The organism is Microvirgula sp. AG722 (assembly GCF_003269145.1).
Classification (GTDB): Bacteria; Pseudomonadota; Gammaproteobacteria; order Burkholderiales; family Aquaspirillaceae; genus Microvirgula; species Microvirgula aerodenitrificans.
Map to the genome: position 1 here is coordinate 17,838 of NZ_QLTJ01000008.1, position 20,310 is coordinate 38,147.

The 20,310-nt window shown below is 63.3% G+C and carries 23 protein-coding genes and 1 tRNA gene; 11 read left to right on the forward strand and 13 right to left on the reverse strand.

Features of this window, described 5'->3' with window-relative positions; genetic code table 11:
- Positions 1–37: 37 nt before the first annotated feature.
- The 7 genes from DFO50_RS11400 to DFO50_RS11430 form a co-directional block, all read right to left on the reverse strand.
- A complete protein-coding gene (locus DFO50_RS11400) occupies positions 38–1,240 on the reverse strand; it encodes a tryptophan--tRNA ligase (RefSeq protein ID WP_028499189.1) in 1,203 nt (400 codons plus the stop codon).
- 25 nt (positions 1,241–1,265) lie between these two features.
- The gene (locus tag DFO50_RS11405; RefSeq protein WP_028499188.1) at positions 1,266–1,907 is read right to left on the reverse strand and encodes a site-2 protease family protein; all 642 of its coding nucleotides are present in this window, start codon (positions 1,905–1,907) and stop codon (positions 1,266–1,268) included.
- 67 nt (positions 1,908–1,974) lie between these two features.
- On the reverse strand, positions 1,975–2,607 hold the full coding sequence (locus DFO50_RS11410; protein WP_028499187.1) for an L-threonylcarbamoyladenylate synthase: 633 nt from the start codon (positions 2,605–2,607) through the stop codon (positions 1,975–1,977).
- Positions 2,608–2,660: 53 nt separating this feature from the next.
- Positions 2,661–3,518, reverse strand: coding sequence for a 3',5'-nucleoside bisphosphate phosphatase (locus DFO50_RS11415; RefSeq protein WP_112692524.1), 858 nt, complete (start codon positions 3,516–3,518; stop codon positions 2,661–2,663).
- 66 nt (positions 3,519–3,584) lie between these two features.
- Positions 3,585–3,770 (reverse strand): oxidoreductase-like domain-containing protein, encoded by a 186-nt coding sequence (locus tag DFO50_RS11420; RefSeq protein ID WP_028499185.1) that lies wholly within the window; start codon positions 3,768–3,770, stop codon positions 3,585–3,587.
- Entirely contained in the window at positions 3,767–3,988 is a 222-nt protein-coding gene (locus DFO50_RS11425) for an RNA-binding S4 domain-containing protein (RefSeq protein ID WP_028499184.1), read from the reverse strand. The genes DFO50_RS11420 and DFO50_RS11425 overlap by 4 nt, the downstream gene beginning before the upstream one ends.
- Positions 3,989–4,082: 94 nt before the next feature.
- Positions 4,083–5,072 carry an asparaginase gene (locus tag DFO50_RS11430; RefSeq protein WP_028499183.1) on the reverse strand — a complete coding sequence of 330 codons (990 nt, stop codon included), beginning with the start codon at positions 5,070–5,072 and terminating at the stop codon, positions 4,083–4,085.
- Positions 5,073–5,243: 171 nt separating this feature from the next.
- Here DFO50_RS11430 and DFO50_RS11435 point away from each other — a divergent pair, with 171 nt between their 5' ends.
- Together DFO50_RS11435 and DFO50_RS11440 are read left to right on the forward strand one after the other, a co-directional pair.
- Positions 5,244–6,206 carry a DNA-binding protein gene (locus DFO50_RS11435; protein WP_158537441.1) on the forward strand — a complete coding sequence of 321 codons (963 nt, stop codon included), beginning with the start codon at positions 5,244–5,246 and terminating at the stop codon, positions 6,204–6,206.
- Complete coding sequence (locus DFO50_RS11440; RefSeq protein ID WP_084300033.1) at positions 6,203–7,354, forward strand: tyrosine-type recombinase/integrase; 1,152 nt, start codon at positions 6,203–6,205, stop codon at positions 7,352–7,354. The genes DFO50_RS11435 and DFO50_RS11440 overlap by 4 nt, the downstream gene beginning before the upstream one ends.
- Positions 7,355–7,402: 48 nt before the next feature.
- Here the strand turns inward: DFO50_RS11440 and DFO50_RS11445 are convergent, their stop codons facing one another.
- Positions 7,403–8,131 carry a DsbC family protein gene (locus DFO50_RS11445; RefSeq protein ID WP_112692526.1) on the reverse strand — a complete coding sequence of 243 codons (729 nt, stop codon included), beginning with the start codon at positions 8,129–8,131 and terminating at the stop codon, positions 7,403–7,405.
- Between the two features lie 109 nt (positions 8,132–8,240).
- On the opposite strand from DFO50_RS11445, the gene DFO50_RS11450 reads away from it, so the two are divergent.
- The 5 genes from DFO50_RS11450 to DFO50_RS11470 all read left to right on the forward strand — a co-directional run bounded on the left by DFO50_RS11450 (position 8,241) and on the right by DFO50_RS11470 (position 11,180).
- On the forward strand, positions 8,241–9,116 hold the full coding sequence (locus tag DFO50_RS11450) for an AEC family transporter (protein ID WP_112692527.1): 876 nt from the start codon (positions 8,241–8,243) through the stop codon (positions 9,114–9,116).
- A gap of 32 nt (positions 9,117–9,148) precedes the next feature.
- A complete protein-coding gene (locus DFO50_RS11455; RefSeq protein ID WP_036385857.1) occupies positions 9,149–9,526 on the forward strand; it encodes a cysteine-rich CWC family protein in 378 nt (125 codons plus the stop codon).
- Between the two features lie 29 nt (positions 9,527–9,555).
- On the forward strand, positions 9,556–10,428 hold the full coding sequence (locus tag DFO50_RS11460; protein WP_112692578.1) for a DMT family transporter: 873 nt from the start codon (positions 9,556–9,558) through the stop codon (positions 10,426–10,428).
- A gap of 166 nt (positions 10,429–10,594) precedes the next feature.
- Positions 10,595–11,035: a carboxypeptidase regulatory-like domain-containing protein gene (locus DFO50_RS11465; protein WP_028499178.1), complete on the forward strand. Its 441-nt coding sequence runs from the start codon at positions 10,595–10,597 to the stop codon at positions 11,033–11,035.
- A 55-nt stretch (positions 11,036–11,090) separates the two neighbouring features.
- Positions 11,091–11,180 (forward strand) — tRNA-Ser (locus tag DFO50_RS11470).
- 179 nt (positions 11,181–11,359) lie between these two features.
- Here DFO50_RS11470 and DFO50_RS11475 read toward each other — a convergent pair.
- Both DFO50_RS11475 and DFO50_RS18885 read right to left on the reverse strand, forming a co-directional pair.
- Entirely contained in the window at positions 11,360–12,544 is a 1,185-nt protein-coding gene (locus tag DFO50_RS11475; protein ID WP_146745056.1) for a hypothetical protein, read from the reverse strand.
- A 346-nt stretch (positions 12,545–12,890) separates the two neighbouring features.
- The gene (locus DFO50_RS18885) at positions 12,891–13,328 is read right to left on the reverse strand and encodes a hypothetical protein (protein WP_146745058.1); all 438 of its coding nucleotides are present in this window, start codon (positions 13,326–13,328) and stop codon (positions 12,891–12,893) included.
- Between the two features lie 164 nt (positions 13,329–13,492).
- Between DFO50_RS18885 and DFO50_RS11485 the strand changes: the two genes are divergently transcribed.
- Entirely contained in the window at positions 13,493–13,879 is a 387-nt protein-coding gene (locus DFO50_RS11485; RefSeq protein WP_028499175.1) for a VOC family protein, read from the forward strand.
- 344 nt (positions 13,880–14,223) lie between these two features.
- Positions 14,224–14,454, forward strand: coding sequence for a hypothetical protein (locus DFO50_RS18890; RefSeq protein ID WP_146745059.1), 231 nt, complete (start codon positions 14,224–14,226; stop codon positions 14,452–14,454).
- Here the strand turns inward: DFO50_RS18890 and DFO50_RS18895 are convergent.
- Entirely contained in the window at positions 14,448–15,014 is a 567-nt protein-coding gene (locus DFO50_RS18895; RefSeq protein WP_146745060.1) for a hypothetical protein, read from the reverse strand. The two genes, DFO50_RS18890 and DFO50_RS18895, sit on opposite strands and share 7 nt — an antisense overlap.
- Before the next feature lie 173 nt (positions 15,015–15,187).
- Here DFO50_RS18895 and DFO50_RS11495 point away from each other — a divergent pair, with 173 nt between their 5' ends.
- Entirely contained in the window at positions 15,188–16,231 is a 1,044-nt protein-coding gene (locus DFO50_RS11495; RefSeq protein ID WP_107889849.1) for an HD-GYP domain-containing protein, read from the forward strand.
- 37 nt (positions 16,232–16,268) lie between these two features.
- On the opposite strand, the gene DFO50_RS11500 is transcribed toward DFO50_RS11495, so the two are convergent.
- Together DFO50_RS11500 and DFO50_RS11505 are read right to left on the reverse strand one after the other, a co-directional pair.
- Positions 16,269–16,793, reverse strand: coding sequence for a DUF4376 domain-containing protein (locus tag DFO50_RS11500; protein WP_051528829.1), 525 nt, complete (start codon positions 16,791–16,793; stop codon positions 16,269–16,271).
- Positions 16,793–18,151 carry a phage tail protein gene (locus DFO50_RS11505; RefSeq protein ID WP_051528828.1) on the reverse strand — a complete coding sequence of 453 codons (1,359 nt, stop codon included), beginning with the start codon at positions 18,149–18,151 and terminating at the stop codon, positions 16,793–16,795. Before DFO50_RS11505 ends, DFO50_RS11500 begins: the two co-directional genes overlap by 1 nt.
- Positions 18,152–18,473: 322 nt before the next feature.
- Here DFO50_RS11505 and DFO50_RS11510 point away from each other — a divergent pair, with 322 nt between their 5' ends.
- Positions 18,474–20,099, forward strand: coding sequence for a methyl-accepting chemotaxis protein (locus DFO50_RS11510; RefSeq protein WP_158537442.1), 1,626 nt, complete (start codon positions 18,474–18,476; stop codon positions 20,097–20,099).
- Positions 20,100–20,310 lie beyond the last annotated feature (211 nt).

Genomic DNA, 20,310 nt, shown 5'->3' on the forward strand with positions numbered 1-20,310 from the left:
TTCTCCTCCCGGCCGGCGTGCACGCCGGCCCCCGTGATTACTGGTAGCCCAGACCCATGGCCTCGCGCACGTCGCGCATGGTGTCCTGTGCCAGCTTGCGTGCCCGTTCGCAGCCGTCGGCGACAATGCTGCGCACCAGCGACGGGTCGTCCAGATACGGCTGCGCGCGCTCGAACATCGGCTGCTGCTCGGCCAGCACGGCATCAATCACCGGCTGCTTGCAGTCCAGACAGCCGATCCCCGCGCTGGTACAGCCTTCGCGGACCCAGGTACGGGTCGTGTCGGTCGAGTAGACCTGGTGCAATTGCCAGACCGGGCATTTCTCCGGCGTACCCGGGTCGGTGCGGCGCACGCGGGCCGGATCGGTCGGCATCGAGCGGATCTTGCGGCCGACGCTGTCCGGTTCTTCGCGCAGGAAGATGCCGTTGCCGTAGCTCTTCGACATTTTCTGTCCGTCCAGGCCCGGCAGCCGGCTGGCCTCGGTCAGCAGCGTCTGCGGCTCGACCAGGATCACCTTGCCCTTGTTTTCCAGGAAGCCGAACAGCCGTTCGCGGTCGCCATGACTCAGGTTCTGCGTATCGGCCAGCAGCGCGCGCGCCGATTCCAGCGCTTCCTCGTCACCGTCCTGCAGGTAGCGGGTGCGCAGTTCCTCGTACAGCTTGCCGCGCTTCGGCCCCATCTTGCGGATGGCGGCCTCGGCCTTCTCTTCGAAGCCGGCTTCGCGCCCGTAGATATGGTTGTAGCGGCGGGCGACTTCGCGGGTAATCTCGATATGCGGGATCTGGTCCTCGCCGACCGGCACGAAGGTCGCGCGATAGATCAGGATGTCGGCCGACTGCATCAGCGGATAGCCAAGGAAGCCGTAGGTGCCGAGATCCTTGTGCGACAGTTTTTCGATCTGGTCCTTGTAGGTCGGCACCCGTTCCAGCCACGACAGCGGCGTGATCATCGACAGCAGCAAATGCAGCTCGGCGTGTTCCGGTACCCGCGACTGGATGAACAGCGTGGCCCGCGACGGGTCCACGCCGGCGGCAAGCCAGTCGATGACCATGTCCCAGGTGCTGCGGCCGATGATCGACGGATCTTCGTAGCTGGTGGTCAGCGCATGCCAGTCGGCAACGAAAAACAGGCACTCGTACTCGGACTGCAGCCGCACCCAGTTTTTCAGGGCGCCATGATAATGGCCAAGGTGCAGGCTGCCGGTCGGGCGCATGCCCGATAGAACGCGTTCGGGGTACATGAAGGGAGGAGACTCTCTTTGCGGGTCAGATGAACAGGTTGAGGAAACTATAGAGCAGTGCCTGGAACGGTCGCATGATCACCGACAGGGCGCCGGTAAACAGCAGCGCAATCAGGATCCACATGCCGTACGGCTCGATGCGCGACACGGTATAGGCCTGGCGCGGCGGCAGCAGGCTGACCAGGATGCGCCCGCCATCGAGCGGCGGGATCGGAATCAGGTTCAGCACCATCAGCGTGACGTTGATCGCCACGCCACCCGAGGCCATCAGCATCAGCGGGTCGGTGAAATAGCCGTCGGTATAAAGCGCCAGTTTGTACATCAGCGCCCAGACGATGGCCATCAGCAGATTGGCCAGCGGACCGGCCAGCGCCACATAGCGCATGTCCCGTTTCGGGTTGCGCAGCGCGGAGAAATTGACCGGTACCGGCTTGGCCCAGCCGAACAGGAAGCCACCGAGCGCCAGCGACAGCATCGGCAGCAGCACGGTGCCGATCGGGTCGATGTGTTTAAGCGGATTCAGCGTCATGCGCCCGAGCATGAAGGCCGTATTGTCGCCGTAGCGTTTGGCCGCATAGGCGTGCGCGGCCTCGTGCACGGTGATGGCAAACAGCACCGGCAGCGCATAGATGGCGATTTTCTGGATCAGGTCGGCGTAGTCGGTCATGGAGTTCCCGGCGAACGGTCAGTTCTGGCAAGGGTCGGCCGGAGCGGGCTCCGGCCGGGCAACAGGGTCAGGCGGCGCTGAGGCCGAAGGCAGCAAGCTTGCCGGCACCGGCGCGGATCAGTTCCGGCGCGCCGGAAGTCAGGTCGATGACCGAGGTCGGCTCCACGCCGCAGTAGCCGCCGTCGATGATGGCGTCGAGCTGCTTGTCCAGCACGTCGCGGATTTCGTACGGATCGGTCGGCGGCAGGTCGTCGCCCGGCAGCATCAGCGTGCAGGACAGGATCGGCTCGCCCATTTCCTCCAGCATCGCCAGCGCGACCGGATGGTCGGGCACGCGCAGGCCGATGGTCTGCCGCTTCGGGTGCAGCGTGCGGCGCGGTACTTCCTTTGTCGCCTGCAGAATGAAGGTATAGGGCCCCGGCGTGACCGCCTTCAGCAGCCGGTAGGTGGCGTTGTCGACCTTGGCATAGGTGCCGAGTTCGGACAGGTCGCGACAGACCAGGGTGAAATGGTGGCGCAGGTCGAGCTGGCGGATGGCGATGATGCGTTCCATCGCCTGCTTGTCGGACAGCCGGCAGCCCAGCGCATAACAGGAATCGGTCGGATAGGCGACCACCCCGCCTTCGCGCAGGATCTTCACCGCATCGCGGATCAGGCGTCCTTGCGGCGTTTCGGGATGAATGGAAAAGAACTGTGCCATTTTCTTCGGTATGTATTCAGTAGGGACGACGGTGCGAATGCGCCGCCGCAGGACTATTTTTCATAGTCGCCGGCAACGATGCCAAGCCGTTCCCAGACCGGCACGCAACCCGCCGGCAACGGCAGCGTATAGCCGACATCGCGCCCGCCTTCGCCCGGCGCATGGAAATCGCTGCCGCTGGACGCCAGCAGTTCCTGCGAACGGGCCAGATGGGCGAACTGGGGAATCTCGCTGGCCGAATGGCTGCCGCTGACCACCTCGATGCCCTCGCCGCCGGCAGCCTTGAATTCCTCGACCAGTTCGAGCATCAGCCGCTTGCCGATCTTGTAGCGACCCGGGTGGGCAATGATGGCAATGCCGCCTGCCGCGCGAATCCAGCCGACCACATCGCCAAGCGCCGCCCATTCGAACGGCACGAAGCCCGGCTTGCCTTCGACCAGATAGCGCTTGAACACCTGCTGGGTGTCCTTGGCCTTGCCGCTTTCCACCAGATAGCGGGCGAAATGGGTACGGCCGATCATTTCCGGATTGCTGCAGAAACGCATTGCACCGGCAAAGGCATCGTCGATGCCGACCCGGATCAGGTCAGCCGCCATTTCACGGGCGCGGTCGACGCGACCATGGCGGATCGAGTACAGGCCGTCGGCCAGAACCTGGCAATCAGGATCGATGCCAAGACCGACGATATGCAGCGTCCGCTTGCGCCAGGTTACCGAGACTTCCGCGCCATTGATAAAGCGGATGCCGTGCGCGGCGGCCGTCGCGCGCGCCTCGGCCAGGCCTGCGGTGCAGTCGTGATCGGTCAGCGCCAGCACGCGTCCGCCACGACCGGCGACGCGCGTCACCAGATCGGTCGGGCTCAGGGCGCCGTCCGAGGCGGTGGAGTGGCAATGCAGGTCGAGGGGAATCATGCGGCCAGGGTGAAGGGCGTAAAGATCAACATGTTAACAGCGCCGGGCATGACGACGAAAGCGCCGTCACTCGCCGGCCTGCAGTTCACGCTCCAGTTCGCGCAGCTTCCATTCCGCATGCGCGGCCCGCCATGCATCCATCGCCTCGGCATGGACGGTCCACACGCAGCGCTCACAGCCGGACTCGCAGCATTCATTGTCGCCAGGCGGTTCCGGCGGCAAGGGTTCCGGATCGTCGACCACGGGATTCACGCCGTGGCGCCCTCGACCCGGATCGAGAAGCCGTCACCGCTGACCCGCTGACCGGCGCGGATCTTGCAGGTCTTGCGCAGTTCGACCTGTCCGTCGACGCGAACGTCACCCTGCGCCACCAGCAGCTTGCCTGCGCCACCGGAATCGACCACGCCACATACTTTCAGCAGGTCGCACAAGGCGATGTATTCGCCGGAAAGGGTAAAAGTCTGATTCATTACGGTCCTGTCTGATCATCATGGGCCACCGCAACGGTAGATTGCGGCCCGGATGCGAATTTTAAAGGGAAACGGCCGACGGGGGTCGCCTGCTTCAGGCATCGGCCCGGCGTTCGCCGCAGGCCACGGCAGCCATTGCCGCCCGCACCGCGCCCGCATCGTCCAGGTCGGACAGCAGCACGGTCAGTTTGGCCAGGGCCGCTTCCGGCGTCATGTCGCCGCATGGCACCGCACCCGCAGCGGCCAGCGCGGCACTGGCCGCGTAGCAGCCGGGGGCAACCCCGCCCCGCCAGGCCTGGGTCACGCTGGCCAGCACCACACCGCGGGCGGCAGCCTGTGCCAGTGCTGGCGCCAGCCGGTCCGGCACGTTGCCGGCGCCATAGCCGACCAGCACCGCGCCGGCCAGCCCGGGCAGCGCCAGCGTTTGTGCGGCGGCGGTCACGGTGGCGCCGGGCGCCAGCCAGATCAGCGCCACATCCCGGTCGAGCCGGGTCGCGCGCGGCCGGAAACCGGCGGCGTCCACCGCGAGCAGGCGTTCGGGAAACCACCGTCCGTCGGCGTACAGCGGGGCATCATTCGGGGCGACAAAGGCGTCATCACTGGCGCTGTCGGCCTTGCGGACCCGGCAGCCGCGCCATACCCGCCCGGCAAACGGCACCACCACTTCGGCCAGCCGGTCGTGGCTGGCGGCAGCGATCGCCAGCGCCACATTGGCCGGCGCGTCCGAGCCGGGCTCGAACAGCGGCCGCATCGAGCCGGTCACCGCCACCGGCTTGCCGAAGCCCGGCAGCAGAAAGGCCAGCGCGGAGGCAGTGTGCGCCAGCGTGTCGGTGCCATGCAGCACGACAAAGCCGTCGTAGCGCTCACGGCGTGCAGCCAGGTCAGCCGCCAGCCGCCCCCAGTCGGCCGGCGCCGCGTTCGACGAATCGATCAGCGGCGCATATTCGACCAGTTCCCAGTCGATGCCGGCCGGAATCAGCGGTGCCAGCGCCGCATTCATCACGCCGGGACGGGGCTCGAGGCCCTGCTTGCCCGGCACCATGCCGATGGTGCCACCGGCGTACAGGATGCAGAGTGTTGTCATCCGCGCATTGTCGCCGCAAACAGCGACCTTGGCAGCAACGGGCTGCGCAATGCCTGCGCCAGGTCAGACGGGCACCGCCGGCCCGGGTAACGAAAATCATGTCGCTCATTAAATAACGTACAATTCGTTCATTCCGATTCCGTCTTCCGCCCCGCCATGACCCTGCCCGCCATGCCCTCCAGCGATATTGCCTCGCGCATTCGCGCCACTGCCCAGCAACTGGTGGCCGAAGGCACCTGGCCCACGGTGGTCAATGTGCGCGAGCGCCTCGGCACCGGCTCCAACACCACCATCAACAATGAGCTGCGGGCCTGGCGCCAGTGGTTCCTGGCCCGGGTGTCGTCCAGCACCCGCCGGCCGGACTGGCCCGGTGTGCTCGGCGATGCCATGGACACGCTGTGGCAGACTGCCTGCGAGCAGGCGGAACGCCAGCTCGACACACTGCGACAGGAAGTCAGCGCCGAGCTCGACGCCCTGCGCGGCGAGTTCGCCCGCCAGGAAGCGGCGCTGCTCGATGCCGACGCGGCCCGGCAGCAGGCACAGGCAGAACTGGCCCGCGTGCAGGACGCCCTGCTGGCACAGCAACAGGCCGGCGAACGACTGGCACAGCAGGCAGCGGAACTGGAAGCCGCGCTGGACCGTGCCCGCCGCGACCACGACACCCTGTCCGGACAGTTGCAGACGGCCGCCCAGCGACACGCCGAAGCCCTGGCCGAGCAGGAACGGCAGGCGGAACAGCGTCTGACGCTGGCGGTGACCGATGGCGAGAAGCGCGAGGCGCTGGCCTATGAACGGCTGGAAGGGCTGCGTGCCATGCTGTACGAGCAGGCCGATCGCGAGCGGCTCGAACACGAGCAGGAAAAAAAGCGCCAGGATGTCCTGATCGCCGATCTGCGCCAGGAACTGGCCAGCGCACAGACCCACTGGCACGAGCGGCTGCTCGGCAGCGAACGCGAACGCGCCCTGCTGGAAGCGCGCGCCGAAGCGCAGCTGGCCCGCCAGGCCGAGCTGGAAGCGCGGCTGCTTGATGCCACTGCGCGCGAGCAGCGACAGGCCGCACGCGAAGCGGCACTGGAGCAGCAACTGGTACGACTGCGGACCGAATACGCGTCCGATGACGGAACACCGGCATGAGCCGCCCGCCATCGCTGCTGCCCGGCGATGGCCGCCGGTCCGTCGTGACCGACGACCCGCGTGCAGGCGCCCAGCGGCCGCTGCTGATCGAAGCCCGCGACGACGTCGCCGCCATCATCACCTGGCTGCGCGAGTTCGAGGACTCGCCGCATACCCTGACCAACTATCGCAAGGAATCGCGCCGTCTGCTGCTGTGGGCGCAGGACCGCGGCCGCGAGCTGCGCACGCTGCGCCGCGAGGACCTGCTCGACTACCAGCGCTTTCTGGCCAATCCGCAGCCGGCAGCGCAATGGACCGGCCCGGCGCGGCCGCAGGACCATCCGGACTGGAAGCCGTTCACCGGTCCGCTGAAGCCGTCCAGCATCAAGCAGGCGCTGGTCATTCTCGGCGCGATGTTCAAATACCTGTACGACGCCGGTTATCTGGACGCCAATCCGCTGGCGCTGTCGCGGCGCAAGTCACGCGGCGTCATGGCCGATGCACCGCTGGAGCGCTATTTCGAGCACGAGGTATGGGAGGCGGTTCTCGACAGCCTGGAGAAACTGCCGATGGAAACCGAGCGCGAGCAGCGACACTACGAACGCGCGCGCTGGCTGTTCCACCTGCTGTACCTGTCCGGCGTCCGCCGCTCGGAAGTCGCGCGCGCCACCATGGGCGACATTTTCCAGCGCAACGGGCTGTGGTGGTGGCGGGTGCTCGGCAAGGGCAACAAGATCGGGGACATCCCGGTCAGCGAGGACCTGCTCGCTGCGCTCGCACGCTATCGCGGCCACCTCGGCCTGTCGCCGCTGCCGCTGCCGGGCGAGGCCACGCCGCTGGTGTGCCGGGTCATCGGGCGCGGCCAGTACACCACACTGACGCCGACGGCGATCTACCTGATCGTCAAGCAGGTGTTCCTGCGCGCTGCCGCACTGTTCCGCAGCCATGACCGCCATCTGGCCAGCCGGCTGGAAGCGGCCTCGACCCACTGGTTGCGGCACACCTCGGCCTCGCACCAGCTCGATGCCGGCGTGCCGCTGCTGGTCGTCAGCCAGAACCTGCGCCACGCCAGCATCCAGACCACGCGCAAATACCTGCACAGCGAAGACGACGCCCGCCACGCCGCCACCCAGGCGCTGAAGATGCGCCGGTCGACGGACAAGGAGTAAAAAAAACCGTCCGGGGCAACGCCGGACGGTTTCTTGAGGTGCAGATGCTTACTTGCTCGACAGCAGCTTGTCGATGTCTTCGCGCGGAATCGCACCGGCCACCAGCTGGCCATTGCCGAACACCAGCGCCGGCGTGCCGGTCACGCCCAGCTTCTTGCCCAGCGCCTGGATGCGGTCCAGTGCGGCGGTATCGCAGTTGCCGTCGCCGGTCAGCGCCTTGCCGTCGCGCATGACGCCGGTCCAGCTCGCCAGCCGGTCCTTGCTGCACCAGATCTTCTTCGACTTGTTCATCGCGTCCGGGTGCAGCTCGGTCAGCGGCAGCAGGAAGGTGTAGATGGTGACGTTGTTCAGACCCGGCAGGCTGTCGCGTTCCAGCCGCTTGCAGAACGGGCAGTCCGGATCGGAGAACACCGCCAGCTTGCGGCTGCCGTCGCCGCGCACGTCCTTGATCGCCAGTTCCAGCGGCAGATCGGCCCAGTTGACCTTGCTCAGCGCAGCCATGCGCTCTTCGGTCAGGCTTTTCTTGTTCTGCACGTCGATCAGGTTGCCGACGAACAGATGGGTGACCTTGGCGTCGGTGTAGACAATCTGGCGGCCGGCCAGCACCACTTCGTACACGCCCTTGACCGGCGACGCACTGACCGACTGCACTTCCCGCTGCGGGAATTTCTGCTCGAACGATTTCTTCACCGCCGCCGTATTGCCATCGCCTTCCACCGCGCAGGCGAACAGCGGGATGAACATCAGGGCAGTGGCCAGGGTACGAAGCTTGCGCATGGGGATCCTTGGGTCGTTCTCGAAACGCGCTATTGTGGACGCGTCCACCGACAACAACAACCGGATCGGCGCGGATAGAATGCCGGGGTCCGTCAACTGGCTTGCCCGAATGCTTGTCCGCATCGTCACCATCATCCTTCCCGTCCTGCTGATGATCCTGATCGGCTGGCTGTACGGCCGCCGTGCCCGCCCGGACATGAGCGCGACCAACCGCATCAATATGGACATCTGCGTGCCGATGCTGGTGTTCTCCGCGCTGGCCGCACGCGATTTCGATCTGGCGGCGAACTGGAAACTGATTCCGGCCGCCATCGGCATCGTCGCCCTGTCCGGTCTGCTGGCGTGGCCGGTCAGCCGGCTGGCCGGCATCAGCCCGCGCACACTGCTGCCGCCGACCATGTTCAACAACTGCGGCAATATGGGCCTGCCGCTGGCGCTGCTGGCCTTTGGCCGCGAGGGATTCAATGCCTCGGTGATGCTGTTCGTGGTGTCGAACCTGCTGCACTTCACCCTGGGCGCCTTTGTCTTCTGCCGCCAGACCCGCTTTACCGGCCTGCTGAAAAACCCGATCGTGATTGCCACCGCTGCCGGGCTGCTGTTCGGCATTCTCGATCTGCATCTGCCGGAACCGTTGATGATCGGCATCAAGATGATGGGCGACGTGACCATCCCGCTGATGCTGTTCGCGCTCGGAGTACGCATGGTCGATGCCAGGCTGTCCGGCTGGCGTATCGGCCTGCTCGGCGCCGTGCTGTGCCCGCTGACCGGTCTGCTGGCCGCCGCGGTGCTGGTGCCGTTGCTGCAACTGGACCCGGCAATGCGCGCACAGGTCTATCTGTTCGGCTCGCTGCCACCGGCGGTGCTGAATTTCCTGATGGCCGAGCACTACCGTCAGGAACCGGACCGGATGGCCGCCATCGTACTGATCGGCAACCTGGCCAGCATCGTGTTCGTCCCGTTCGGCCTGTGGCTGGCGCTGGCGTAGAATGGCAGCCTTGTCCTTCCACGCCGCCGGCCATGCCTGACACTTTTTCCGACCCCGTGCCGTCCCCGTGCGTACAGCGCTGCCAGCTGGATGCCGACGGGCGCTATTGCCTCGGTTGCCGGCGCACCCGTGACGAAATCGCCGCCTGGTCGACCAGCACGCCGGCACAGCAACGGGCGGTCTGGGCACGGCTGATTGCCGAACCGCTGCCGGCGGACAGCTTCTGCCCGCGCTGCGGTGCCGGCTTCTCCTGTGGCAGCGGCGGCCAGGCCGGCGGATGCTGGTGTGCCGACCTGCCGCAGGTCCTGCCACCGGATGCCGGCAGCAGTTGCCTGTGCCCGTCCTGCCTGCGCGAACATCTGGCCGATGCCCACCGGCAGCGCGGCCTGCCACCGCCGGCAGACGGTTGATCCGGCTGATTTTTCGGAGTAATGCCACTGTGCGCTATCTGGTTTTCGTCACCCTGCTCTGGGCCGTTTCATTCAATCTGATCGGCGTGTTTCTGGCCGGCCGGGTCGACAGCGACTTTGCCGTGCTGACCCGCGTGCTGCTGGCCGGGCTGGCCTTTCTGCCCTTTCTGCGCTGGCGCGGGGTACCGGGACCATTCATTCTCGGCACCGTGCTGGCCGGCGCAATGCAGTTCGGCATCACCTATCTGCTGCTGTATCGTGCTTACGGTTTTCTGAGCGTGGCGGAAGTGTTGCTGTTCACCATTTTCACCCCGGTCTACATCACGCTGATCAACGACGCCCTCGCCCGCCGCTTTTCACCATGGGCCACCGCCTCGGCCATCGCCGCCGTGCTCGGCTCGCTGATCATCCGCTACGACAATCTCAGCGGCCACTTCCTCACCGGTTTTCTGCTGCTGCAACTGGCCAATCTGACCTTTGCCGCCGGCCAGGTCGGCTACAAGCATCTGGTGGCGCGCTACCCGAGCGGCCAGCCGCAGCACCGCACCTTCGGCTTCTTCTTTGCCGGCGCGCTGCTGGTTGCCCTGCCGTCGTTCCTGGTGTTCGGCAACCCGGCCCGGCTGCCGACCGATGCCACGCAATGGGGCGTGCTGGTGTTCATGGGACTGGGCGCATCGGCGCTGGGCTTTTATCTGTGGAACAAGGGCGCCTGCCTGGTTGATGCCGGCACGCTCGGCATCATGAACAATATGCACATCCCGGCCGGGTTGCTGATCAACCTGCTGCTCTGGCACAGCGACGCCAATCTGCCACGCCTGCTGGCCGGTGCTGCCGTCATGCTTGCCGCCCTGATGCTGAACCTGCGCTTCGGCGATCGCGACCGGATGCCGGTCAGGGCTTGAGATCGGCCCCTGCCGTCTCCATGTAGTGTCTACATGCCCGGGTGTCACGGACCGCTTCCCCGCATTGCATGCATGGTCCGGCCCCCGGCCAGTTTGTGCCGGTCGCGAAGCCGATGGCTTCCCCCGCGCCGGCGAGTCCAATCACCCCGCATGAAAAGGACTACGCATGATGAAATCCACTAGCAAATCGCTTCTCGCCGCCCTTGTGGCCGGCTCCCTGCTGTCAGCCACTGCGCTGGCCGACGACGGCGCCCTGCCGCCGGTACAGCAGGCTGACAATATCGCCTATATCAGCGGCGGTATCGGCAGTGACGAAGTTGCCGCCATCAAGGCCGCGGCCCGCCACTATCCCCTGACCATCGAGCTGGCGCAGGCGTCCCGCACCGGCGGCGTGTTTGTTGCCGACGTAGACATTGCCATCCGCACTGCCAAGGGCAAGAAAGTGTTCGCGGCCAACAGCAGCGGCCCGTTCATGCTGGTGAAGCTGCCACCGGGCAGCTATCGCGTCGAGGCCACGCTGGATGGCGCAGCCCGCAGCCAGAACGTGACCATCCCGGCCAGAGGCAGCCGCCACCTGACCTTTGTCTGGCCAGCCAGCGCCCGTTAACCCCCGCGCCACTGGCGATCCGGCGCCGCCACGGGTATACTGCGGCGCCTTCCCCGGAGGTGTGGCCGAGTGGTTTAAGGCACTGGTCTTGAAAACCAGCGACGGTTCGCGCCGTCCGTGAGTTCGAATCTCACCGCCTCCGCCAGAGCACAGCGAAAAGCCCTGATTTTTCAGGGCTTTTTTGTTTTTTCACCTTCTGATATGCCACGCAGCCTGCCATTTGCGCCGGGCTTCCATTGGAGCCTGCTGGACGAGGCTCATGCATGACGTATGCCTGGCATGCCTGCAGGGGGAAGGTCAAAACTTGGCCAGTAATGAAATTCCCTATTTTTTAGATTGAGTTTGAATCCAGAACAGGCCAATAGCATGGTTCCGATTGTCAGGAACCATTGCATTCAATGCTCCCGCAACTAAAAATTCTCCCGCATTTTTTGTGGGGACTGCCGTGTCAATCCAGGTTACCTCAGGTTTGCCAAGCTTCAGTTCACGGTAATTTTCACCGTTTTTCAACTGGGAAATATGTGCCTGATAGCCAAATAGTGATCGCCGCATGTTGAACAGCCAGACAAAATGGTCATTGGCATATATAGCGGTGGCTCGATAGCCTTCATCAACGGCGTTAATAGGCTTGAAATCTTTTGGCTCAAGCTGCCGGCTGGCTGTCCTCAGCGCATTGACGGATATGCTGCCAGGCTCTTTTATCCAACGGGGCCCCATTGGCTTTCCCAGAGCATGAATCCATTTCCATAGACCAGGCCAGGTACGTTGTGCAACCAACTTGCCGGAAGGACCGATCCGTGTAACTTCCGTTTCACCTTTGTTCGGATCCGTTGCCGTGATGATCAGATCACCGTCATTGGCAACGGCGGCCTGCAAAAAAATATCCAGATTCCCCAAGTGATAGGGCTGCAGTTCTTCCCACTGCTTGTGGCCCTGCTTGTCCATAAACAGGATCCAGTAATACGATGGACCTGTCCTCGATGCCGGCTGGCCCATGTTGACTTCCCCGACTACGGCGATGCCACCATTCCAGTCCACACAGCGGGCAAAAAACGATCTGAATGGGGCAGACAAGCTCTCTGGTGTCAGACGAAGCTCCGCAAGCACCTTTCCGGATGCATCGATATGCGTCAAGCCGGCAGGTTGTCGGAATTCTGTCCTGGTCGAGGGATAAATAGGTGCTCCGCAAAGCCAGACACTGCCGTTTTCGCCCGCGACTGCGCCAGAAATACGGCCATGGGGGCGGTCGATGCCATAGTCAGGCTCGACATAGCGCCACAGCTCGCGACCATCGGCATCCACCTTGCTGGCCCAGCCTCGCTGACTGCGCTGTCCGGCCAGTACGAAGCCCTGGTCGGGCATGGCCACGATCTCGTTGACCGTATACCCGGCGAACCCTCCCATCTTCGCGGTCTTCACGATGCGCATGCCATCATCTGCTGCGCATCCTGCTGCCAACAGCACTGGCAGGGTAGCGGCAAGGGCGCTCACCACACGTTTCAGCTTCATGATCCAGGGGAGCACGGGGCATGCCCTTCTGCGCAATGGTGAAGACACCAGATTATGACAAACACGTACCAAATGTCAGCAAAAATTGATGCCTATGCGACCAATAACCCTTTGCTCCCTGGCCCAGCTGGCAGAGTGTTCTACCCCGGCTACTGGCAGTCTGCAGCCAACGGACCTGCACAATGCTGACGCATTGTCACGGCATGAATTTCAAAGACATGCGAATCAAGGGCACCACATGCCTGCTTTCGATCCGCCACCCGTGCCAGCCCCCGCTCTCATTCGATTTTCAGGCGATGTGGCCTGCGTCGCCTTGCGTGACTGACACAAGCCCCTGCTCCAGTCATCACGGATTGGCAGGGATGCTGAACGCGCCGTCACCGTCGGTATTGTTTTCCTCGTAGGTAAGACTGCGGAATGTGCCGTTCGCGTTTATTTCAAAACCATCCCAGGCATCGCAAGTAATGGCGACGGTTCCATTCACCCACGCTGCGATGCCATCGCGAATGGCTATTGAAGAGAAGTCCCCGAAATTGCCAATGACATGCACATTCTGTGCCCCACAGGGGCCAAGCAATTGCTGCAGTCGATTCCTGGTGCAAGTGGCAACCCGTGCCCACACAGGGTCTTTTCTGGTCTTGACGGTTGCCCTGCTTTCGATGTGCGCAATAAACCATTTGCCATGATAGATTGCGACGCCGATGCACGGCGCCAGTCCGTTGGTGCCACAGACGGGGTCGGCCGCCATGAGATAACGACCTGGTTTGACAAGCAGTTGGGGCATTTTTCTGGTCCAGGTTCTCAGACAGGAATTCAAATGTCATTTAACGATAGCTCATCTGCTCACCAAATCAATATGACATTGACCTGTCTCGCCGCTGTCAGGCATGCTCCGCCGCAGACATCCCGTCCCACCTGAACGCTTGTCGTTGACCCGATGGAGAAAACATGATCGACCACACCGGTATCGTTTCCAGCGATTTCAAGACCAGCAAGGCGTTTTACACCGCCGCGCTGGCCACCATTGGCTATCGACTGCTTGTCGAGCTGCCCGCCGCGGTCACGGGTCACACTGACGTGGCAGGTTTCGGTGAGCCGCCGAAGCCCGATTTCTGGATCAGCCAGGGGACGCCCAACACCCCGCCCGTTCACATTGCATTCCGTGCCCGTTCGCGAGCGGAAGTCGATGACTTTTACGCGGCAGCCGTTGCGGCGGGTGGGCGTGACAACGGGGCACCCGGCTTGCGCCCTCACTACCACCCGGACTATTACGGCGCATTCGTTCTTGATCCGGATGGCCACAATATCGAGGCCGTCTGTCACGACCCGATATAACACGGCCGGATTTTGTCGCAGCCGGAATGCAGCACGGGAGTTTTGAGGATGAACGGCCCATAAGCGGATTCCGGCAAAAAAATCCGGTAGCGCAATTTGAGAGGAGATCGGCGCTACCGGTGCTGAGATCCCACGATAGCGGGTGGAAAGCCCGGGCATCTGCCCCTCCGATGGGCGGTGGCACTTTTGCCCGGTCCATAACTCGCATTTGTCATATCAATTTATGACAAAAACATTGCACATGCGAACCAGCTCACACCATCCGTATAACTACGAATGGGCGCGACCTTGCCCTGCCGTTATGCTCCCGTTCTGGTAAAAGCCATCCATAAACGGGGAAGGTCATGAAAACCGAGACATCGACACCAAATTTCGCCTGCCCGACCTGCGGCACGAAAATGGAAATGACGATGAAACGCCTGCTCGAAGAAGGCATCACCTGCCCGGCCTGTTCGCAGCAGATTGCACTGCGGGAAGATATCAGCCCGCGCATCCTGGAGCGGCTGCGTGCTCATGTTGCCAGGATGGCGGCGAGGCAAGCAGGACAATCCCGACCGTGGCATCAAGATCAATAGCAGTTTGGCAGGCTGCCAATCCGGCACAGGCTGAAGCGCTCTTCCTGCAATTTGCTTGACAAGTCAGGATAGTATTGCGCGATGAATTTTCTGGCTGCGTCAAAGTCATAATCGTAATTCAGGAACAGCGACTCTCCCTTCATGTTGGCATTGATATTTCCACCATAGATTACTTCCCCTGCCTTCACTTCCAGCGAAGGCAGTCTCATGCCTGAACAGTACTTGAAATATTTGTTGCCCACATAACTGAAAACACTCGGTCCAAATCGCGTTCCTGCCGACGTGCTGCCAACCTTCATTACAATAAAGCCATTACTTGGCGGGCTGACATTGGTCGTGGAAAAGAACGCGCTCCCAACAATCGCATTCACTTTTCCATCAGAATAAGCCCATTTGCCCCAACGGCTGGGCAACGGGGAATTCATCCCCACCACCACAATCCCGGCATCTGAGAGATCTTCCAGTTTGACATGCTCACCCGGGCGCATGTTTGCCGACTGACAGCCAGAAACGAGCATTGAAATGCTGCCGAAAACGGCAGCAATATAATATTTTTCCATTTTCTACTTTTTAATATCCGCTTTGCATGGTATTGCATATGAATATGCATTTTAATCCTGCTCAATTGACCAATTGACTTGCCGTACAGCAGTCATGCCGGCCAGATTCTTCACCAAAGGCGCCACGCATTCCTCTACACTTGCTCATCCACCGATCACTGGGCCCACCGCAGATGCCCTCGACATTAGCCAGCGACCTGTTTACCCAGAATCGGATCGTCGAATCCGGCTCGAACCGCTATGCCCTGCCGCAGGCACAGTTGCAGGCACTGCGCACGGCAGCGATCGGCCCGATGCCGCGCCTGGCCGGGCTGGATGCGGGAAACCCCTTCATCTGGTTCGACAGCGCGGCACACCGCCTGGCCGGGTTGTACCGGTGCGCACCCTTTGCCGAAAATTTCACGGCCCAGATCCGCAATATCGCGCTGGCACTGGACAACTGGGTCACCCGGTCGACCGATGCCTGTCTGGCTGCGGCCATGCAGCTGCCGCTCAAGCCCTACACGGCAGCACGCGCCCTGCAGACCGCCACGGTACTGGCGGCGCTGCGCCCGCTGGTACCACGGGACGACCAGCAGCATCAGACACTGCTGTGTGCCGCCCTGAGCATGAATGTGGCGATATGGGCCTTTCAGGATGCACTCGGCAGTCAGTCAGTACCACTGAGCAGCGGACAGCAGCGGGAGCTGCACCTGCACCCGCTGCTGTCCAGCGCCTGGCTGTCGGAAATGGGGGTCGACGACGACGACTGGCATGCGCTGGTCCAGCAACAGCATGAACGGCCGGATGGCACCGGTTATCCGTTCCATCTGCGCGGCAACGAGGTCGAGCCGCTGGCGCACCAGTTGCAACTGGTGGACGAAGTGATGGCAAAGCTCAGTCCCCGCGGAGCACGGCGGGCCATGTCCACCGACCATGTGCTGCGCGAGCTGTTCTTCCAGTGCGACGATCCTGACGACGCGCGACTGAACGCGGCGCTGATCAAGACGCTGGGGTTCTATCCGCCGGGGATGTTTGTCCGGCTGGCCAACAGGCAACTGGCCATCGTGGTGCGACGAAGCGAGCATATCTCGCATCCGTACGTTGCCTGGCTCGACCGGGACGGGTCATTTACCGAACGCAGCTGCCTGGAACCCGGCTACGAGGTGGCCGAAGTGGCCGAACTGCGAGCCAGGGACGACCGGTTTACCGATCTGGCCCGGGCGTGGGGGTATTAGGAGGCAACGAACCAAGAGCTTCGCACCTCCCTCCGCCTTACTGGTCGTGATCCCGCACTGGCGAAAATGCCGCCAGCTGTTCAGCATCCATCTCTGCGACTTCCCTTTCCATGGCCAGCCGCTGCTGCCTGACCAACGCCACGCGTGCAGTGATTGCCTGCCACAGCATCTGCAGCTCCGCGAGCGTCATGGGGACGGCCTGCCGGGCAGCAGTCACCCATACCCCGCCAGGCACAGCCCCGGCCAGCAGCACATCGCGCAAGTCCTGCAGCGCATCGGCCGTGGTCAGCCAGTGCTGCCCGGCATGATCGATGCCCGCATCGCGCCCCCTCTGTTCCCACACCGACAGCAGGGCTGAAGCACGGGCCTGCAAGGCTTCGATCGGCGGCAGGACAGGCCGGAGCGGATCATCGATCAATTGCCCACCGGCCAGCCGCAGATCGAATCGTCGCCGCCACTGATCCGCATCCAGCTCGAATGCCCCATCCGGCAGCGTGCCAACCGTGTCGTCATTATGGGCTTCTGCCACCCGGCCATTCAGATCAAAAAATGCGTATTGCATTACAGCTCCTTGATGATTTCAACCGACACATAAATTTCCGAACCACCATTGCCCACGGCCGTCCCCAACCCGGTACCTGCAAGTGTCTGCTCGGTGTAATGCCGCAATTCAAAGCTCCGGGGGCCAGGCAGCGTGATCCGCCCGAGCAAATGACTGATGGTGCTGATGGCATCGCCCGTGTTGCTGCCCGTTGCATTGAGCCCCATCCCCTGAATGGCCAGCGCGCTGTCGGTCACGTTGTAGAACGAGGCCCGATGGCAGTTGACATTCCCTGCCTGCGCCCAGGCATTGATGCGATAGATCCCTGCCGGCAGCGTGATCTGGTTGTTGCTCAATCCCGCGCCAGGAATCGTGTTGGCAACCACGGTGTTCAGGGTGCGCGTCACCGTGGCGCCGCCGGTCGAGGCACCACCATCAGTGCCTTTCGCCTTTTCATCGCGAACCAGCAGGTAGCCGGCCCCCAGCACGTCCTGGCGCTCGGCCTTGCTCGCACGCAGCACCGCAACCTCGGTCGCCAGTTGTGCGGCATCGGCCGCACCGGGATTGACCGCCGCACCAAACAGTTTGATGACCCAGCAGCCGGTGACGTTGAGAGGGCGGGTTTCAGCTCCACCAGCCTCATATGTCCGAGATCCTCCCCCGAGCGCACCAGCACCACCAGCCTGATTCAACAGCCCGATCCGAGTGGTAACAGAGCCAGCCGCAGCATTGACCGGATGGTCATGAGCCCTAATCTCATCGGTCTGAATCACCCCGGCTATGCCGGCACTACTGGCTCCATCCCCCCGCAGAAACACCGCCCCGGGGCTCCCCGCCGACTTGCCGTTGTAATCCGGCAACCGGAACGTGCTCGCTCCATCCCCGGCCGTGTACTTGCCACGCTCGCTTGCGGCCGACAGCCATGCGGCTTCACTGGTGATGGGCACATTGCCGGCCGAGATGGCCGTCCACGCATCCGGGTACAGTCCGCGCGACAGCCACTGCCCGTCCGCCGGCGCATAACCGGCAGGGATGGTGGCGCGGTTCGGGCACCACAGCGGAAACAGAAGCGGCAGGCCACCGGACTGCTCGCCGGCTTTCGCAAAGTACGATGCCGGGTGACCATCCAGCGCAGCGCTGTCACGCGCCTTGCCATCCCGGCTCAGGAACAGGGCGGTCAGGGCTTGCAGCCACTGATCCTTCCGTGCCGGCTCCGGTTGCAGGCCGGCAGCAGCCAGCATGGCAACCGCTTCGGCCTGCAGGTCGAGGATGCTCGACTGCACAGCATTCAGGTGGGTGGCCGTCACGAGGGTGCCCGCTTCGCCGGTCGCGGGGTTACCGTCGTGAAACAGGCCGTCCGGGGTGTCGATCGTGGACATGGGGGGGTGCATGGTCATTCTCCTGTCAGTGAACAAGTGGTTCCGTGACAGAAGTCTGCTATTGCTCGTCCCTCGCAGCCATGGGCGGGATTTCAGTGGTTTTCCACTCCGGCGACGCAGGCGGCTGCAGTCATGGGCCAGTCATGGGCCGGGTGAACAGCCTGCCCGGCAGGCTTTCCGGCGACCGCCCGTCATGTCATCCAGATACGAAAAAGCATGAAAAAAACCCATGTACTATGCTGCAGAGGCGTGCCCGGCCCGTGGAGATCCCCGGGCGGCACATCGATTCCAGTCCCAACTTGTTCTGTGGAAGGTGTCAGGCATGAAAATTTCGACCAAGTTGTACGGCATGGCCCTGGTCAGCCTGATCGGGCTGCTGGCCATGCTGTTTACGCTGAACACCCAGCTCGACGTGATCAAGGACAAGGTCGCCGACGTCACCGGGAACACCATCCCGTCGATCATCATGGTCGGCAAGGTCAAGGCCCTGTTCATCGAAGCACGCCGGCAGACGCTGATGCACGCGGCAGCGACGACGGCGGAGGAGAAGCGTGTCACCCAGACGGCAATGGAGGACGCGCTGGAGCAAACCCGGCAGGGGCTGGCCAATTACAAGACCGCGCTGATATCGAACGATGAAGACCGCCGCCTTGCCGCGGACACCATTGCTGCGGTCGACAAGTGGAAGGCGCTGGTCCCCGGCTTCCTGGCACTGTCCAATCTCAATACGCCGGAAGGCAATGCCGAGGCGCAGAAATACGTCAGGGACGTCAATCTGCCGGCGTCGAACCTGGCCATCGAGCAAATGGACAAGATGGTCGCCTTCAATAACCGGCTCGGCGACGAAACCGGTTCCAGTGCCCTGAAAACCGCGGAGCGCACCAAGTGGATCCTGGTCGGGCTGGACCTGACCCTGCTGGTCATCGTCGGCGGCTCGAGCCTGTGGGTGCTGCTGAGTGTGCGCCGCTCGCTGACGCGGCTGGATCAGGGCATCGGCGGCATCACCAGCAACCGGAACCTGACGCAGCGGGTCGACGACGGAGGCCGGGACGAAATTGCCGTGATTGCCCGGCGCTTCAACCAGTTGCTGGAAATGCTGCAATCCAGCTTTGTCGAGCTGAAGCAGATCGGCGAAGCCGTCGGTGGTCATGCCACCGAAGTCTCGGAATCCTCGAAACAGATGTCGCTGGCGGTCGAGCAGGTCAGCGAATCGACCGCCAATATGTCGGCAGCCGTCGAACAGATGACGGTCAGCGTCAACCACGTGGCCGATCGTTCCGAGCAGGCCGACCAGAGTGGCCGGGCGGCCGGCGAGGAGGCCACGGCCGGCGCCGCCGTCATCAACGACACCATCGACATGATTCGCCGGACCTCGGACAGCGTAAAGCGCGCCGCAACCCAGGTCGAACAGCTGAAGGAAAAGACGTCGTCGATCGGGGCTGTGGTCGACGTGATCAAGGATATTGCCGACCAGACCAACCTGCTGGCGCTGAATGCCGCCATCGAGGCGGCGCGGGCCGGCGAAACCGGCCGTGGCTTCGCCGTGGTCGCCGACGAGGTGCGCAAGCTGGCCGAGCGCACCGCGCAATCGACGCAGGAAATCACCGGCACCGTCTCGTCGATGCAGCAGGACGCCAGTCAGACCATGGCCTCGATGCAGGGCGTGGTCGAGCAAGTCGAAAGCGGCATGCAGTCGGCCGGTCAGGCGACACAGGCCATGCAGCGAATTCTGGAGCGCACCGGCGGGGCCGTCGACCAGATTGCCGACATCTCGCATGCCATGCGCGAGCAGTCGCGCGCCAGCACCAGCATCGCCCAGCAGATCGAACGCGTGGCGCAGATGGCGGAGCAGAGCCATTCCAGCTCGCAGAGCAACTCCGCCACAGCGGAGAGTCTGGATCTGCAGGCGCAGAAGATGCTGGGCACCATCGCCCGGTTCCAGGTGTGACCTCCTGTCCCGCAACGAGGCCGGCCCCGGACACTGCAGTGTCCGGGGCCGGCGGGAATTGGTGCAGGGCATTTCGGACTCAGCCCCGCGTAAGTCATCCGTTCAGTGGATGGGGGCATCATAGCCAGCGCTTGTGACAGCGCGGTTAAACGGGTAACGGCTCGCGCACCGACGCCGGCAGTCATTTCCTGCTCCACGATTTGATTATTGA

Bases quoted from the DNA above. Each gene is read 5' to 3' on its own strand.
- DFO50_RS11400 (WP_028499189.1), bottom strand. From the start codon at position 1,240: ATGTACCCCGAACGCGTTCTATCGGGCATGCGCCCGACCGGCAGCCTG.
- DFO50_RS11405 (WP_028499188.1), bottom strand. From the start codon at position 1,907: ATGACCGACTACGCCGACCTGATCCAGAAAATCGCCATCTATGCGCTG.
- DFO50_RS11410 (WP_028499187.1), bottom strand. From the start codon at position 2,607: ATGGCACAGTTCTTTTCCATTCATCCCGAAACGCCGCAAGGACGCCTG.
- DFO50_RS11415 (WP_112692524.1), bottom strand. From the start codon at position 3,518: ATGATTCCCCTCGACCTGCATTGCCACTCCACCGCCTCGGACGGCGCC.
- DFO50_RS11425 (WP_028499184.1), bottom strand. From the start codon at position 3,988: ATGAATCAGACTTTTACCCTTTCCGGCGAATACATCGCCTTGTGCGAC.
- DFO50_RS11430 (WP_028499183.1), bottom strand. From the start codon at position 5,072: ATGACAACACTCTGCATCCTGTACGCCGGTGGCACCATCGGCATGGTG.
- DFO50_RS11435 (WP_158537441.1), top strand. From the start codon at position 5,244: ATGCCCTCCAGCGATATTGCCTCGCGCATTCGCGCCACTGCCCAGCAA.
- DFO50_RS11440 (WP_084300033.1), top strand. From the start codon at position 6,203: ATGAGCCGCCCGCCATCGCTGCTGCCCGGCGATGGCCGCCGGTCCGTC.
- DFO50_RS11445 (WP_112692526.1), bottom strand. From the start codon at position 8,131: ATGCGCAAGCTTCGTACCCTGGCCACTGCCCTGATGTTCATCCCGCTG.
- DFO50_RS11450 (WP_112692527.1), top strand. From the start codon at position 8,241: ATGCTTGTCCGCATCGTCACCATCATCCTTCCCGTCCTGCTGATGATC.
- DFO50_RS11455 (WP_036385857.1), top strand. From the start codon at position 9,149: ATGCCTGACACTTTTTCCGACCCCGTGCCGTCCCCGTGCGTACAGCGC.
- DFO50_RS11465 (WP_028499178.1), top strand. From the start codon at position 10,595: ATGATGAAATCCACTAGCAAATCGCTTCTCGCCGCCCTTGTGGCCGGC.
- DFO50_RS11475 (WP_146745056.1), bottom strand. From the start codon at position 12,544: ATGAAGCTGAAACGTGTGGTGAGCGCCCTTGCCGCTACCCTGCCAGTG.
- DFO50_RS18885 (WP_146745058.1), bottom strand. From the start codon at position 13,328: ATGCCCCAACTGCTTGTCAAACCAGGTCGTTATCTCATGGCGGCCGAC.
- DFO50_RS11485 (WP_028499175.1), top strand. From the start codon at position 13,493: ATGATCGACCACACCGGTATCGTTTCCAGCGATTTCAAGACCAGCAAG.
- DFO50_RS18890 (WP_146745059.1), top strand. From the start codon at position 14,224: ATGAAAACCGAGACATCGACACCAAATTTCGCCTGCCCGACCTGCGGC.
- DFO50_RS18895 (WP_146745060.1), bottom strand. From the start codon at position 15,014: ATGGAAAAATATTATATTGCTGCCGTTTTCGGCAGCATTTCAATGCTC.
- DFO50_RS11495 (WP_107889849.1), top strand. From the start codon at position 15,188: ATGCCCTCGACATTAGCCAGCGACCTGTTTACCCAGAATCGGATCGTC.
- DFO50_RS11500 (WP_051528829.1), bottom strand. From the start codon at position 16,793: ATGCAATACGCATTTTTTGATCTGAATGGCCGGGTGGCAGAAGCCCAT.
- DFO50_RS11505 (WP_051528828.1), bottom strand. From the start codon at position 18,151: ATGTCCACGATCGACACCCCGGACGGCCTGTTTCACGACGGTAACCCC.
- DFO50_RS11510 (WP_158537442.1), top strand. From the start codon at position 18,474: ATGAAAATTTCGACCAAGTTGTACGGCATGGCCCTGGTCAGCCTGATC.